At 34.0% G+C, this 15,647-nt stretch carries 18 protein-coding genes; 16 read left to right on the top strand and 2 right to left on the bottom strand.

The features are described 5' to 3' along the window. The first annotated feature begins 61 nt into the window (after positions 1-61). From CW751_RS02810 to CW751_RS02780, 7 genes are all read left to right on the top strand, one after another. On the top strand, positions 62-310 hold the full coding sequence (locus CW751_RS02810) for a type II toxin-antitoxin system ParD family antitoxin (protein ID WP_101333460.1): 249 nt from the start codon (positions 62-64) through the stop codon (positions 308-310). After that, a complete protein-coding gene (locus tag CW751_RS02805; protein WP_101333458.1) occupies positions 303-602 on the top strand; it encodes a type II toxin-antitoxin system RelE/ParE family toxin in 300 nt (99 codons plus the stop codon). Before CW751_RS02810 ends, CW751_RS02805 begins: the two co-directional genes overlap by 8 nt. Positions 603-734: 132 nt before the next feature. After that, positions 735-1,406 (top strand): hypothetical protein, encoded by a 672-nt coding sequence (locus CW751_RS02800; RefSeq protein WP_101333456.1) that lies wholly within the window; start codon positions 735-737, stop codon positions 1,404-1,406. 109 nt (positions 1,407-1,515) lie between these two features. After that, the gene (locus tag CW751_RS02795) at positions 1,516-1,770 is read left to right on the top strand and encodes a type II toxin-antitoxin system Phd/YefM family antitoxin (protein WP_101333454.1); all 255 of its coding nucleotides are present in this window, start codon (positions 1,516-1,518) and stop codon (positions 1,768-1,770) included. A gap of 1 nt (position 1,771) precedes the next feature. Next, a complete protein-coding gene (locus tag CW751_RS02790; RefSeq protein ID WP_101333452.1) occupies positions 1,772-2,029 on the top strand; it encodes a Txe/YoeB family addiction module toxin in 258 nt (85 codons plus the stop codon). A gap of 211 nt (positions 2,030-2,240) precedes the next feature. Further along, positions 2,241-3,254 carry a hypothetical protein gene (locus CW751_RS02785; protein ID WP_101333450.1) on the top strand — a complete coding sequence of 338 codons (1,014 nt, stop codon included), beginning with the start codon at positions 2,241-2,243 and terminating at the stop codon, positions 3,252-3,254. Positions 3,255-3,415: 161 nt separating this feature from the next. Continuing rightward, a complete protein-coding gene (locus CW751_RS02780) occupies positions 3,416-3,949 on the top strand; it encodes a DUF1697 domain-containing protein (RefSeq protein ID WP_101333448.1) in 534 nt (177 codons plus the stop codon). Positions 3,950-4,020: 71 nt separating this feature from the next. On the opposite strand, the gene CW751_RS02775 is transcribed toward CW751_RS02780, so the two are convergent. Then, a complete protein-coding gene (locus CW751_RS02775; RefSeq protein ID WP_101333446.1) occupies positions 4,021-4,719 on the bottom strand; it encodes a response regulator transcription factor in 699 nt (232 codons plus the stop codon). A gap of 358 nt (positions 4,720-5,077) precedes the next feature. Between CW751_RS02775 and CW751_RS02770 the strand changes: the two genes are divergently transcribed. Then, the gene (locus CW751_RS02770) at positions 5,078-6,145 is read left to right on the top strand and encodes a saccharopine dehydrogenase family protein (RefSeq protein WP_240612521.1); all 1,068 of its coding nucleotides are present in this window, start codon (positions 5,078-5,080) and stop codon (positions 6,143-6,145) included. Positions 6,146-6,237: 92 nt separating this feature from the next. Here CW751_RS02770 and ftsH read toward each other — a convergent pair whose 3' ends face one another. Continuing rightward, on the bottom strand, positions 6,238-8,148 hold the full coding sequence (gene ftsH, locus CW751_RS02765) for an ATP-dependent zinc metalloprotease FtsH (protein ID WP_240612520.1): 1,911 nt from the start codon (positions 8,146-8,148) through the stop codon (positions 6,238-6,240). 355 nt (positions 8,149-8,503) lie between these two features. Between ftsH and CW751_RS02760 the strand changes: the two genes are divergently transcribed. The 8 genes from CW751_RS02760 to CW751_RS02725 all read left to right on the top strand — a co-directional run bounded on the left by CW751_RS02760 (position 8,504) and on the right by CW751_RS02725 (position 15,626). Beyond that, on the top strand, positions 8,504-9,490 hold the full coding sequence (locus CW751_RS02760; protein WP_101333444.1) for a bifunctional phosphoglucose/phosphomannose isomerase: 987 nt from the start codon (positions 8,504-8,506) through the stop codon (positions 9,488-9,490). Positions 9,491-9,492: 2 nt separating this feature from the next. Continuing rightward, entirely contained in the window at positions 9,493-10,197 is a 705-nt protein-coding gene (lipB, locus tag CW751_RS02755; protein ID WP_101333442.1) for a lipoyl(octanoyl) transferase LipB, read from the top strand. After that, positions 10,175-11,410: a serine hydrolase domain-containing protein gene (locus CW751_RS02750; RefSeq protein ID WP_101333441.1), complete on the top strand. Its 1,236-nt coding sequence runs from the start codon at positions 10,175-10,177 to the stop codon at positions 11,408-11,410. Before lipB ends, CW751_RS02750 begins: the two co-directional genes overlap by 23 nt. A gap of 4 nt (positions 11,411-11,414) precedes the next feature. Beyond that, a complete protein-coding gene (locus tag CW751_RS02745; RefSeq protein WP_101333439.1) occupies positions 11,415-11,825 on the top strand; it encodes a hypothetical protein in 411 nt (136 codons plus the stop codon). Between the two features lie 212 nt (positions 11,826-12,037). Then, entirely contained in the window at positions 12,038-12,631 is a 594-nt protein-coding gene (locus CW751_RS02740; RefSeq protein ID WP_101333437.1) for a TetR/AcrR family transcriptional regulator, read from the top strand. A gap of 11 nt (positions 12,632-12,642) precedes the next feature. Next, complete coding sequence (locus CW751_RS02735) at positions 12,643-13,203, top strand: cytochrome b/b6 domain-containing protein (RefSeq protein WP_101333435.1); 561 nt, start codon at positions 12,643-12,645, stop codon at positions 13,201-13,203. Positions 13,204-13,233: 30 nt separating this feature from the next. Beyond that, the gene (locus CW751_RS02730) at positions 13,234-14,556 is read left to right on the top strand and encodes a TolC family protein (protein WP_101333433.1); all 1,323 of its coding nucleotides are present in this window, start codon (positions 13,234-13,236) and stop codon (positions 14,554-14,556) included. A 20-nt stretch (positions 14,557-14,576) separates the two neighbouring features. Beyond that, positions 14,577-15,626 carry an efflux RND transporter periplasmic adaptor subunit gene (locus CW751_RS02725; protein ID WP_101333431.1) on the top strand — a complete coding sequence of 350 codons (1,050 nt, stop codon included), beginning with the start codon at positions 14,577-14,579 and terminating at the stop codon, positions 15,624-15,626. Positions 15,627-15,647 lie beyond the last annotated feature (21 nt).

The raw sequence follows: 15,647 nt of genomic DNA, 5'->3' as shown, positions 1-15,647 counted from the left end.
CGAAATCCATAAATTTGAACATTTTACCTATTTTTGGTATATTTGAATAAAATTAAAAAGCATGAAAAACACATCTGTATCGCTCGGAAATTATTTTGACCAGTTTGTAAAAACTCAAGTTTCTGCTGGAAGATACAAAAATGTAAGCGAAGTAATTAGAGCTGGACTTCGGCTTTTGGAAAATGAGGAAAGTAAAGCAATAGCATTACGGAATGCAATAGAAGAGGGTTTAAATAGTCCTTTGGTTGAAGATTTTGACTTTGACGAAAACCTCAAAAGGTTAAAAGCTGCAAAAAGAAAGAATGGTTAAAGTTATAATGAGACAGGAAGCCATTGATGATTTGAACAACATATGGGATTATACTTTTGAAAAATGGTCGGAAAATCAAGCGGACAAATATTATGCGACAATAAAATTGGCGTGTAACGGAATTGGAGAAAATCCTGATGTTGGAAAAGAATATGACGCAATAGGCAAAAACTTACTCGGACTTAAATCGGGAAAACATATTATATTTTACCAACCACTATCAGAAGATAAAATTGAGGTCATAAGAATTTTACACGAGAGAATGGACTTGAAAAACAGATTGAGCCAATAGAAAACTACACTCAAGATTATAATAGCGAAATGCGGGATTTGTGTCTATAAATGAATATCTTGCAAACAATAAACTTTACGGTAAATGGATAGTAAGTGCTTTGAAATGCTGTACTATGCTTATATTTGGTAAATGAAAATATTCAAATTTATCTTCGCTTTTCTGCAAGCAGCATTTTTAATGTTTGGTTTTGTGGCTATTGCCGTTATCATCTATTTAGAGGGAAAGTCAGCTATACATTTTATTGGGATTGTGGTTGTTTTGCTAGTGGGTTTTATCGTCAGTAGATTTTTGTTTAATTTAATGAGAAGAAGAGGAGTTCTCGCTGTTATGACCGGAACAAATGCTTCTTATGATGTAGATGATCTAAATCCTTCTTCAGCGAGCGGAGTGTTGAAATTGGACCCAATAGCACTGGTGAAATTGTTTCAAGAGCATAAAATAAAATTTCCTCAAGATACAAGTATCTCTATATGGGGAGACTGGCAAGGAAGAAAATTAGATGAACGACATCAAATCTCATCAATAGCGTACGATAAGAAAAACAATCTCCTCATCATTCTTTTTAAGGATAAATGTTTGATTAAAATCAGAAAACCAACACTTATTCTTTTGGCGAGTAGTTATTTAAAAATCGTAAAAGCAAAAGAAATCGTTTGGGAAATTTCAAATAAAAGCAGTTCAATTCATACATATAGTTATTTGAATACAGGAAAGAAGATTAAAACCCAATCCAATACAAACTGGAAACCGCATAAAATGGATATTGGAATTGGGATGCATGCTTTGTATTTGCAAGGTTGAGATGGTTCACGTAAGTTATTGGTGAAGTAAACCAGTTTTTCTTCAATAATCACTCTTTTGCGTAAAACGAGTTTTGTACATATATTTGTACTTAATAAAATACAAAATCATGCAAGTAACTACTGTTTCAGATTTTAGAAAAAATATCAAAACGTATTTAGATCGTATTGTAAAAAATTTCGAAACCCTAATTATCAACCGAGGGAAAGACGAAGGAATTGTAGTGATGTCTTTGGAAGAATACAATTCCTTAATGGCCACTAATCATGAGTTATCTTCTCGAAAAAATGAGAGGAGACTTGATGCTGCAATAGATAAATTAAAGAGCGGAAAGACAACTCAAAAAGACTTAATCGAAGAGTAGCATAAAATATATATTCGTTGATGAATCATGGCAAGATTATTTGTATTGGCAAAAAACGGATAAAAAGAAGCTCAAAAAAATAAATCAGCTACTTAAAGATATTGCACGACATCCTTTTGAAGGGATTGGCAAACCTGAACCATTAAAACATAAATATGCAGGATTTTGGTCAAGAAGAATTGATAGCGAACATCGACTAATTTACCAATACAAAGAAAACGAAATATTAATTGCGAAATGCAGATTTCATTATGATTAAAGTTGTCTCTAACTTGATTGTTAAGAGTTTTTTAGAGGTTGTTGATAATTGGAAAAACGTGTTTAAAGCTTTAATTCCCGTATTGTAAAGATGTTTTTGGGTTAATATAGGTCATATAAGGCAAATGCCTTATTGCAAGACCTTTAACACGGACTTACCTTTACAAAAAAAACAATTATGAAAAATTCTATATTGATTACTTTAATTTTGATTGCAGCTACTGTTTTTTAATGAAAATGCGCAAGACTTAGGTGAATTCAAGCCTAAAGACAAAACCTATAAGCCAAAAAAAATAAACGAGGGAGCTAAAAAGGTTTACATCGCTAATTTTAATATCAACTTTGAAATCTACAAAGAAGCAATAGACAAAAAACAGGCAGGTGGGTTTGGTAGAACAATTAAAAACGCTTCAAAGGCAAAAGCTGCTATTGGGTTATCTTCTTTAGATAAAGAAGCCATTCAAGAACAAGCAGATAGACTGTACAATGAATTTGTTGCTGACCTAAAAGGTAAAGGATATACTATCATAACGGCAGAAGAAGAAGGACAAACGGATGTGTATAAGAATTGGAGCAAAACTGCCGGTCCAGCTATATTTGAAACTGATATGACGGGTATTTTATCTGTAATTCCAAGCAATTATTCGTTCTATTATAAAGAAAGAACTGCTTTCAGCAATCAATTAGATGGTTTTCAAAAAACAGATCAAAACCTCTCCAAAGAACTGGGCGACGCATTAATAGCTAATGTTTCATTAGTTTATGTTTTTAGCGAAACAGGAATGGATTGGAATGTTGGGAATCATGCAAAAGTGAAACTACTTGTTGATTATAGATTGGCTAACTCCTATACAGTTTCAGATGCTAAAACGAATAATGGGCTAAGGAGCATAGTTGATAAAACGCAACAATCCGTTAATCTTTCAAGCTATGTAAATTTTACACGTGGAAAACTAAAAATTGGAGGTTCACCTGAATCATTTTACAACGGATACATGAAGTCAGATTTAGAAATTAAGGAAGTGCTTCCTAAAGAGAAAGTAGTTGCTTATTCAAAGCAAACACAAGCCAGGGCTACATCAGCCAATCCAATAGTGATGATTATAGGAAGTAACTATAGTGAGCGAACAAAATGGCTTAATCCTGATGGGGAAAAGTATGCCAATGGATTATATTTAGCTGGAAAAAAACTCTTAGACTATCATTTTAAAGAAGCAATGAATTAAAACCTAAATCAAATTCAATTTCTTGAAAAAACGCTAAGAAATGAATAAGTGGTATGTCGGAATCTTCGGCATACCATTTAGTATCTTGCTATCAAAAGTAAAATAAATAGGAATTTGATTGCGGAATTAAGCTTATCTTTGAGTTTTATAAAACACCATAAATGAACAAAAAAATAGCCATTTTAAGAGGAATAAACGTAGGCGGAAAACGTAAAATTTTAATGGCTGACTTGAGGGTTTTATGCGAAAAATTAGGCTGGAAAGAAATAAAAACCTACATCCAAAGCGGGAATGTTATTTTTAAAGCCGAAGCGTCTAATTCAGAACTGGAGAACGTGCTTGAAAAAGCAATTTTAAATACTTTTGAATTTGATGTGCCTGTAATTGTAAGGGCTGCTGAGGAACTTAAACAGTGTGTGGAAATTAATCCGTTTTTTAAAAGTGAAGAAGATATTAATCACCTTCACCTGACCTTCCTAAAAGAAAAACCCACCAAAGAAAATATTGAAGAGATATTGTCCTATAATTATGAACCAGACCAGTTTAAAATAGATAAGAAAGACGTTTATATTTATTGTGAAGGTAAATACCATCAATCAAAATTGACCAATAATTTCTTTGAGAAAAAGCTAAAAACTGGCGCAACCACCAGAAATTGGAAAACAGTTTTGAAGTTAGTTGAATTGAGTGGTTAATATGTTTGAATCTAAACCCCAGTAAAATTATATCCAGCTATTGTAAGATTCCATGCCGTAATTTGGGTAGTTTAAGCGTTCGTAAACTTATACCCAACTCCTCTCACACTATGGAAATATTCAGGGTTTTTCGCATCTTCTTCAAACAACTTTCTAAAGGATAAAATATAATTGTCAATTGTCCTAGAAGTAGGATAGGTATCTTTTCCCCAAATTTGATCCAAAATGAAATCTCTTGATAAAACTTCGCCTTCGTGTTCAATAAAAAGTTGCAAGAGTTCAATTTCTCTTTTCGATAATTCTGTGATGAGGGTTTCAGCTTTTTTAACTTCAAAAGTGAGCAAATTCACTTGAAAACCACCGATTGCTAATTCTTGCTCTTTTGGTTTGTCTTTTTGGTGTCTTAAAATGAGAACTTGAACCCGTAACAGCAATTCTTCAAGATCGAAAGGTTTGGCCAAAAAGTCATCTGCCCCGAGTTTTAACCCTTTAATTCTATCAGAAGAAGCGCCTTTTGCCGAGACGAATAAAATAGGTGTATCAGCAACGCTTTTATACATGGAACAAATATCCCAACCGCTAACTTCGGGCAGCATTACATCCAAAATCACTAAGTCAAATTCAGCAACTTTGTGCGCATAGTCAATTGCCTTTCTTCCATTGGAAATACATTTTACGTCAAAGCCTTCAAGTTTGAGGTTGAGCTCAACAACATTGCTCAGACTTTCTTCGTCTTCAATGAGTAATATTTTCTTATCTGTATTTGGCATTTTGTTTTGCTATTCCAATAAATTAAGCGCTGAATTAAGTCGTAAAACGATACTTTTTCAAGTTCAAAAATACAAAGAATATAAAGACAAAATCTGCTAAGCAGTGAAAAGCAAAAAAAGAACAGTGACATTTAAGGAATTTTGTGTTGTTTTATATTTATTTAGGTTGATTAAAATTCAAACTCAAGACTAAAAATCGAGTTTCAAACATCTTTGAATAGCAGAAAGAAATTGAGTGAAGTATTTAATTCAATACAAGCATGAAAACAATTTATTTCAATTGCAACACTCAACTTTTAAAAAGAGATAAATTGTTTGTATATTAAGTGTTTGAGTAATGTACAAAATCTAAGAAATTATGATTAAGAAAATTGGTGTTTTAGGATTGGGAAAAGTGGGTAGTTTAGTGGCTACTTTGCTAAATTCAAAATATGAAGTCGTAGGAATGGACAAATCTCCAGCTAAAGAAGATTTTAATTTTGAAACCCTTAAAGGCGATGTTGCTAATGAAGAAAGCATGCGCAGTTTCTTAAAAGACAAACAAGCTGTTGTTTCTTGCTTGCCTTATTTTTTGAACATAAAAATTGCAGAAATCGCAGCAGATATGAATGTGCATTATTTTGATTTAACAGAAGATGTACCCACGCTCAATGCCATTAGAAAAATGGCTGAAAACACAAATGCTGTAATGGCGCCTCAATGTGGTTTAGCTCCTGGATTTATTGGTATTCTTGGCGCTGGACTTTATTCACAATTTGATGAAATACGTTCTGTAAAAATGAGGGTAGGAGCTTTGCCTTTGCATCCTATAGGACAGTTGGGTTATAGTTTTACTTGGAGTGCTGAAGGTGTAATTAATGAATATCTGAACGACGCAGAAGTGATCCATAATGGTGAACGTAAAATGGTAAGTTCATTGGATGACGAAGAAATTATAAACATTAATGGCCGACAATATGAAGCATTTTCAACTTCTGGAGGATTGGGCACAATGTGTGAAACTTTGGAAGGAAAAGTGGATACTTTAAATTATAAAACGATTCGCTATCCAGGTCATAGAGACGGAATGAAATTGTTCTTGTACGATTTGCAAATGAAAAACGACAGAAAACTAGCCAAAGACATTCTCAACAATGCCTTACCCTTGGTCGATGATGATATCGTGTTGATTTATGCAGCAGTTGAAGGCAAAATTAATGGTCAATTGAGACGTAAAGAGTTTACTAAATCTTATCAAAACCTTACTTTAGAAGGTCAAGATTGGCGCGCCATCAGTTGGACAACCGCTTGCAGTATTTCGGCAGTGGTAGAATTAGTAGCCAATGGAAAACTTAAAAACAAAGGTTTTATCAAACAAGAGGAAATTCCTTTGGATTTATTTCTCAGCTCCAATTTTGGGTCCATGTATGAAAAACATGGGATTTAATTTTAATTCAAGCAGTCATCGCAAGACGGGTAGCATCGACAAGCTCAGCCACCCTCAGCTACCGCGAGATTTCATCTCGTGGTAGTCTGAATCTAATCATTCATCTTAAGCAAGTTCTTTACTTTTCGTTCACCCAAAATTTCTTCCAAATCTTCAATTTCAGCCACTTCTTTGTCTAACAGCAATTGACCTAGTTTTTGAAGCTCTTCAGAGTGTTCTTTGAGTATATCCTTAGCCCTTTTGTATTGCTTCATTACCAAAGCATGTACTTCTTTGTCTATCTGCATACCCATTTCTTCACTGTAGGGTTTACCCATCATGCCTTGGTACTGTCCGGATGAATCGTAATAACTCAATGGTCCAATTACTTTGTCTAATCCATAAAACGCAACCATGTTGTAGGCTTGTTTGGTAACTTTTTCTAAATCGTCTAAGGCACCAGAGGAAATTTCGCTAAACATAATTTCTTCTGCCGCTCTTCCGCCCAACATAGAACACATTTGGTCTTCAAATTGAGACTTTGTAATAATGTTGCGTTCTTTAGGCAAATACCAAGCTGCACCTAAAGATTTTCCGCGTGGAATGATGGATACCTTTACCAATGAATCTACGTGATTTAAGTACCAGCTTGTAACGGCGTGACCGGCTTCGTGGTGTGCAACAATTAATTTTTCATTGGGCGAAATAATTTTACTACTTCTCTCTAAACCGCCCACTACTCGGTCTCTGGCTTGGGTGAAATCTTCGTTAGTTACGACTTCCTTTTTATTTCTAGCTGCTAATAAAGCCGCTTCATTACAGATGTTGGCAATGTCGGCACCAGAAAATCCTGGTGTTAAAGAAGCCAGTAAATCTACTTTTACGGAATCATCGGTTTTAATGCGTTTCAAATGCACATTGAAGATTTCTTCACGTTCTATTCTTGTAGGCAGTTCCATATAAATATGACGATCAAACCTTCCTGCTCGAAGCAATGCTTTATCGAGCACATCGAGTCGGTTGGTAGCCGCCAAAACAATTACTCCACTGTTGGCTTCAAAACCGTCTAATTCTGAAAGTAATTGATTTAAAGTGTTTTCTCTTTCGTCGTTGGATTGAAACGATTTGGCTTTATCTCTACTTCTTCCTACAGCGTCAATTTCATCTATAAAAACAATACTTGGCGCTTTTTCTTTGGCTTGTTTAAATAAATCTCTCACTCTTGATGCTCCAACGCCTACAAACATTTCTACGAATTCTGAACCAGACATCGAGTAAAATGGAACTCCAGATTCTCCCGCCACTGCTTTTGCCAACAATGTTTTTCCTGTTCCCGGAGGTCCTGTAAGTAAAACTCCTTTCGGAATTCTAGCGCCTAAACGCGTGTATTCCTCAGGTCTTTTGAGGAAATCAACGAGCTCCATAATTTCCACTTTTGCTTCTTTTAGTCCAGCTACATCTTTAAAAGTAACTTTCGTTTTTTCATCAATTCGAGTAGGCTTTGCTTTTGTTTTTCCGAAATTCATCATCGGATTATTAAGTCCACCAGCAGAACCTCTCATTCTGCGCATAATAAAAAGATAAAACAACAGGATTAAAGCAAATGGTAGAATCCACGAGAGCAAAGTGCCAATTTCAAAGCGATCTTCGTATAAAACTTCGACTTTTTGCGCCATTTCTACATTTTCTTGTGCTTTTTCTAGTTTGGCTTCAAAGCTTTCTACCGCTCCAATGGCCATTGAATAATGCGGTCCTTTATCGTTGGTGATTTCTTCAAATTCTCCTGATCCTATTTTATCAGCTTTAATGTAAATTTCTGCTGTTTCTTTATTGATCACCACAATTTTATCTACAGCAGACTTACTCAGCATTTCTTTTTCAAATTGAAGCCAACTGATTTCTTTTGTGCTGTCAAAAGGATTATAAAAAACCGAGAAAAGAAGTAGAATCATGATTCCATAAATCCAAATTAATCGATTGTTGGAATTATTAGTTTTGGGGTTGTCTTGTTTGTTTTTTGCCACGCCTGTGAGTTTGAATATAAATAATTACAATAATACGGATTTTACCAATGCTTTAAAATGAATTAAGAGATTCTCATTGATTTTAGAAATCGAGAAACTTTCTATCGAATGTTTATTAACAGCTAAACATGGTAACCCAATAAAGCTCATCTTACTTTAAAGTCATTAGGTTTTAGTTAGCTAACTTCACCTTATTTACCTTTGTTTTTAGACACTAAATAGGCTTTATTAAAATTAATCTATGTTTATAGGACTATAATCGTCTTTTTTTCGTTTATTTTACAACCAATTAAAGCGGATATTTTTCGAAGCTTATTATTAATTTAGCCTTTTCATTACAAAACAATAGATATTAATGGATAAACTGGTCGCACAATTCCCAAAACAAATTGCAGATGCTATTTTAATAGCTTCACGCAGTGAGCTTTCATTTGATAAGAACAAAACTTTTAACAATGTCGTAATTTGTGGAATGGGAGGCTCTGGAATTGGCGGTAAAATGGTTGCTCAATTATTTGGAGATCAAGCAAAATTACCTATCGTTTTAGTTCAAAATTATCAAATCCCAGCTTTTGTTGATGACAGCACTTTGGTTATTGCTTCCTCGTATTCAGGAAATACAGAGGAAACTTTATCAGTTACGAAACAAGCTGATGAAAAAGGAGCAACAATTGTTGGGGTAAGTTCTGGTGGAGAACTTATTCAGTTTTGTAAAAAAAATGAATATGAATTTATAAAGTTACCTGGTGGAAATCCGCCACGTAGTATGCTCGCTTTTTCTGCAGTTCAATTGATCCATATACTATCAGTAGCTGGTGTAATTGATAAAAATGCATTGGATCTAATTGCCAAAGCCAGACATTTTTTGAATGACGAATTAATTCATGTTAAAAATCAAGCCAAAGCATTAGCAAATCATATTTACGAAAAACAATCCATTTTTTACACCAATTCAAGTTTAGAATTTGTTGCAATTAGAGCACGTCAACAAATCAATGAAAATAGTAAACAATTGTGTTGGCATCATGTAATTCCAGAAATGAATCACAATGAACTTGTGGGTTGGGCTGGCGGAAATGAACATTTTGCACCTGTATTTTTTGTTTCTCAATTCTTGAATAATAGAAATAAGACAAGAACAAAATTGAGCCAAGAAATCATACAAAACAAATGTCATTCTATATTATCAATCGAAGGTAGAGGAAAAACTAAAATTGAAGAATCGCTTTATTTTATCCATATCATTGATTGGGCTTCATTATTTTTAGCCGACAAAAGAGGTGTTGATCCAGTTGAGGTAAAAGTGATTGACTATTTAAAACGTACATTAGACAAAAAATAGGAATGTTAGCTGATATTGTTGTAAAAGATTTAGGCGTTATTGACTATAAAAAAGCGTGGGATTATCAAGAGTTTCTATTTAAATCTACGGTTGATCTTAAAATTGAAATACGAAAAGATTTATCAACAGATACCACAAAGAATTATTTGCTTTTTTGTGAGCACCCTCATGTTTATACCTTAGGAAAGAGTGGTGATCAATCTCATTTATTATTGTCAGAAGAACGATTAACAGAGATTCAAGCCACTTATTATAAAATCAATAGAGGAGGTGACATTACTTATCATGGTCCTGGTCAACTGGTCATGTATCCCATCTTTGATTTAGAATCTTACTTTTTCACGGATATTCATAAGTATATGCGCTTTTTAGAAGAGGCAGTGATTAGAACATTAGCTGAATACAATGTTGAGTCTGGCAGAGTGAAAGGCTACACAGGTGTTTGGTTAGATGGTGGAACAGACAAAGAACGTAAAATCTGTGCAATGGGTGTAAAATCTTCTCGCTGGGTAACTATGCATGGTATTGGTTTTAACATTAATACTGATTTAAATTATTTTAATTACATCGTTCCTTGCGGTATTGAAGATAAAAGCGTAACTTCCCTTAAAAAGGAGTTAGGATACGCTGTTGACATGAATGAAGTGAAATACAAACTCCAAAATCACATGGCTACTTTATTTAATGCAAAATACATCAAAACATAATCGAAATTTCTGGCAAAAAACAAAACGTTTTTTATTGCTTGTTTTAACCATTTTCGCTCTGCTCAACCTAATTATATTTCTAACAGGAAATACTTATCTTTACAAGGGAATTCAAGCTACTTATTTACAAGGCAAAACAGGTCCTGGAATTTATGATTCCTTAACCTTTCATGTTCGTGAGGGCACAACTTCTGGCAAAAAACATCCGTGGAATGAAAAAAATACTTTAGTTTCATTAAGTGATTCCTCAATTCAACGGCTAAAAGCAACTAAGACAACTTCATTTCTAATTATTCAAAATGGCGAAATAATTCATGAATCCTATTATGGAAATCACAAGAGACATACAAAAAGTAATTCATTCTCGATGGCAAAGAGTTTTATCGGGTTAATGATAGGAATAGCTATTGATCGAGGAGAAATTAAAAGCTTTGACGAGCCTATAATTAACTATTTACCGTTTAGGCTCCCGAATGATGAAGCGGTAACTATTCGTCATTTGCTTGGCATGTCGAGCGGATTAGACTGGACTGAAAGTGGAAGTAATCCTTTATCGGATAATGCGGCTGCTTACTACACCACAGATTTAAGAAAGATAATGGAAAATGAAGCTTTTATTAAAGAACCCGGTATTCATTTCAATTATGCAAGTGGAAATAGTCAACTTTTAGGTGTTATTTTAAAAAAAGCGACAGGAAAAACGCCAACGGAATATTTTGAAAAACATGTATGGAGAAAAATCAATCCAGCGAATAATTTATTTTGGAGCTTAGACCAAGAAAATGGTATGGAAAAAACATTTTGTTGTGTTTATGCAACTTCACGCGATTATGCGAGAATTGGCCAACTGATATTAAATCAAGGAAGTTGGGGTGACACTGAAGTTATTTCTAACCGCAACTTAACCAAACTGATTCAGCCTTTTAACCCAAAATACGCACACTACGGACTTCACTTTTGGAGATTTAATCACCCAATAACACCTGCCGTTTATGCACGCGGAATTCTTGGACAATATATAATTGCAATACCTACTCTAAATGTTGTAATGGTTAGAACAGGTCATGAAAGAAAGAAAAAATATTTCATTCCAAAAAATAAGCAAAATGATTTTAAGTTCATTGAAAAAAACAAATATAAAGAATATCATCCATTAGATCTTTTTGAGTATTTTTCGATCCTTGATGAAGTTTTAAAGCAAGCACAAGAATAATGTTATGAAAGAAGAATTAAAAGGTCCTGAAGTTAAAGATGTTTATGTTGCCGTTGTTCAAGAAGCAGGAGAAAACGACGTTATGGTCTACAATGTATATGTGATTAATGATAGCGAAGATATCTTAGAGCAAGTTCTCGTGACTTCAAAAGGCTACGCAACTTCAGAAAATACGGGTGAGAAAATTGAAACGACAACTTTAAGAAAAGACCTCGGCGGACTTATTCCCTATTCTGCGCAGAAAATTGAACCCATAATGGAGGATGTCATGGCTTTAAATAACGAATATTGGGTGAGCTTTTGGATTGGCAATAAAATGTACGACAAGAAATTTATATTCCTTTCAGAAAGCATAAAAGAAGAAAATTTTGTAACAGTCCCTGTTTTGGCGCTTAAAGGAGTAATGGTCGGATAGGTCGGAAGGGAGTTTTGAGCAATAAATCTCTGATGTTTTGTGTAGCTCTTTTCAAGTAAAACCAAAAACTATACCCTAAGCTTGAATCGAGCTGCCTAAATTGAATACCCTTCATAATTTCACAATTTTTCGAATTTTTTTTATCAAAATACCTGAGGTTAAATTTTTATCCATACCTTTGTGAGCGAATACTAACTAACATTTTTCATTAAATGAGTAAAACAGAGTTTACACCAAGGCAAATAGAAATAATGGAGGCGGCAACGCAGCGTATTGATAAGCATGGTATTCAAAACCTGACCATCAAGACTTTAGCTGCGGACATTAATTTGTCAGAACCTGCTCTTTACCGACATTTCGCTGGGAAAAATGAAATTCTCTTGGGCTTACTTGAGTATTTTAAAATAGAAATGAAAGAAAGATTCAGTCGAATTTCTTTTAAAGAAACAGATAGTGCTGGTGATCAGCTCAGAACTTTATTCAGATCTCAATTGGCTACTTTTGCGGAAAAACCAGCTATTGTAAGCGTCATCTTTGCAGAAAGTATTTTTCATTTTGATAAATCTTTAAGTAATAAAGTGAGCGAAATTATCGCTTTTATGCAAGATACCGTTAAAGACAATATTAAAAAAGGTCAAGAAGAAAGACAATACAGCACGCTTATAAATTCTGGAACAATGACCACGATTATCACCGGTGGAATGAGAATGGCGGTAATGAAATGGAAACTTTCTGGGAATAAATCCAGTGTAGTAAAAGATGGTATGAAAGTCCTTAACGGTATTTTAAAAATGATTGAGAAATAAAACGAATAATTATGGAAAAGAAACGAAAGTTCACCCCACTTCATCGCTTACTGCATTGGATTATTGCTGTAGCCATGATTGCTCTTTATGGCACTGGGTTTTTACGCATGTATTGGATGAACAAACATAAAATGGTAGACATTATGGCCAGTAAAACACAAACGCTTCCCAAAGAAGAAATGACTGAAATAGCCAAAGCTATTCGTGCTCCAATGTTCGAATGGCATGTTATTTTCGCCTACGTTATGGTCGCTGCATTTCTATTACGCATAATCTATATGATTGTAAAAGGCATTAAATTTCCCAATCCATTCAACGCAAAACTTCAAGTAAAAAAACGATTACAAGGAAGCGTTTATCTCTTGTTTTATGTTTTTGTCTTTGTTTCTATTTTTACCGGAGTCTCCTTAAAACAGGGCTTTTTTCCTGAAATGAAAGACCCAATCGAAACGGTACATAAATGGGGATTGTATTGGTTCCCAATATTTATTTTTCTTCACTTCATAGGAATTGTAATTGCAGAATACACGAATAAGAAAGGAATTTCTTCTAAAATGATTGGAGGAGATTAAACTTTAAAAAAAACCAAAAAAATTTGACTCATGAAGTTAGTTAACACTCACAAACTTTTATTTTCAATACTTTTTGTGTTGAATCTAAGTCTTCTTCAAGCACAAGAAGTTTGGACTTTACAGCAATGTATCGATTCAGCAGAAATGTATAATAAAAAATTACAGATCAGCAACTTAGATGTGAAATCGAGTTTGCAACAGGAACGCGTTGTCAAAGGCAACCGAATTCCTAAGTTGAATCTGAATGCAGATTATAAATATTTCACAGATTTACCTTATCAATTAATGCCGATGAGTGTTTTTGGTGGTCCGGAAGGGCAGTTTAAAGAGGCTCAATTTGGTGTTCCACATCATTTGAATGCAGATTTAACTTTAGCTATTCCGATTTATAACCCAGAACTCTATGGGAATATCAAAACAACTAAAGTTGCAACAGAACTGACAAGAATTCAAAATTTGAAATCGAAAGAAGAAGTCTTTTTTGAAGTTTCAACCGTGTATTATAATGCTCAAATCTTGGCTCAAAGTTTAGATTTTATTGATTCTAATATTATAAATGCAAAGCAATTATTAAAAAATGTTGAATTGCTTCAATCACAGGAGTTATTGACAGGAACAGATGTCAATAGAGCACGTTTAAAACTGATGCAACTCGAAAAAGAACGAGAATCTGCTTTCACAAAATATGAAAACGTAATGAATGTGCTCAAATTTTTGATGGGTAAATCATTACAAGCAGAAATTGAAATTGATAAGACAATTAATTTTCAAAAAATAGAAAACTACGAAACGGGAACTTCACTTTCTGTTCAATTAGCAGAATCTAGAAATGAGTTACTTCAAACACAAATCAACACACTTCAGAAAACAAGGTTTTTGCCTTCCTTAAATGCTTTTGCATCTTATGGAACAACAGGATATGGATATGATCAAGAACCGAATAGATTTTTGAATTTTTATCCGAAAGGTTTGGCAGGTATTCAGCTCACGATGCCACTTTTCAATGGAATGGTCTCCAAAAGAGAAGTTGTAAAAAAACAGTTGGAAATTGATGCGAGTAAACTACAGATTCAAATGAGTCAAGATCAAACAGACCTCAATATTGAGAATGCATTGAAAGAAAAAAACAATGCAAATCAAAACAAGGAACTTGTCGAAAAACAATTAGAATTAGCTGAATCAATCTACAGTCAAACCGTTTTGCAGCACAAGGAAGGAATTGTTCCATTAAGCGATGTAATTATGGCTGAAACAGAAGTGAATAAAGCCCAAATGGAATATTTAGCCACAATAATTGAATATCTAAAAGCAGATTTAAAATTGAAGAAGGAATCTGGAAATCTACTTAAGTAAATAATCCCAAAAATAATATCATGAAAAATATAATTACAATCATTATAGTCCTTGGTTTAATAGGATTAACTGCTTTTCAGCTAAGCAAGAACAAAGCACATTCTGAATCGATTGTCTTTCATTATGATGAAAGTAAGAGCGTTAAAGTAGATGTCATTACAGCTGAGGTTTCCACTTTAGATGCTCGCCAAATCATCGATGGAAACTTTATGGCCAACCGAGAGGTGAAGTTGAATGCCGATATTCAAGGGAAAGTCAATAAAGTAAGCGTTGATTTAGGAAGCGAAGTGAAAAAAGGTCAAATTTTAATTGAATTGGATAATTCTCTTTTGAAATTGCAATTGGAAGCAGTGAAAATTCAAATTAAAGATTTAGAAAAGGACAATAATCGCTACCTCATTTTGACGGAAGCAGATGCCATTCAAAAAGCAAAGCTGGATAAAATTCAGTTGCAATTGGAATCCGCGAAAATACAGCAAAGAACTATTCAAGAGCAAATCAATAAAACTACAATTCGTGCTCCTTTTGATGGGACAATAACACAAAAATTTGTCGAAATTGGGGCATTCGCAGCACCTGGAGTACCATTACTTCAACTCAGTCAAATGAATGTATTACGTTTTACAGCTTTTGTTGCCGAGGGAGAAATTAATCAATTTGAACTAAATCAAACAGTGATTCTAAAAGCAAATCAATATCCACAAAATGAGTTTTCTGGTAAAGTTGTGGCCATAGGAGGAAAGGCAAATCCTGCGGCGAGATATCAAGTAGAAATTGAGGTAGAAAACAACAGAGAAACTCCAATTCGCGCAGGTATGTTTGGACAAGTAATTTTAGATCAACAGTCTCAACAAGATGGAATTGTTTTACCACTTTCTGTTGTTCAAGGTCAATTGGATGATGCCAAAGTGTATGTCGTAAAAGACGGAAAAGCAGTTTTAAAACCTATACAAATTGGCTTAAGCGAAGGAACATCAGTTCTAGTAAAAGGAGGACTTTCTGCAGGAGACAAAATCGTGAGCAGAGGCTATGTGAATTTGTTCGACGGAATAAATGTGAATTACGAATAGTTCAATTACGAATTACGAATT

This window comes from Brumimicrobium salinarum, from assembly GCF_002844555.1.
In the GTDB taxonomy this organism is placed as follows: Bacteria; Bacteroidota; Bacteroidia; order Flavobacteriales_D; family Crocinitomicaceae; genus Brumimicrobium; species Brumimicrobium salinarum.
The sequence above is the reverse complement of the archived record's forward strand: the minus strand, read 5'-3'. Positions and strand labels throughout refer to the sequence as shown.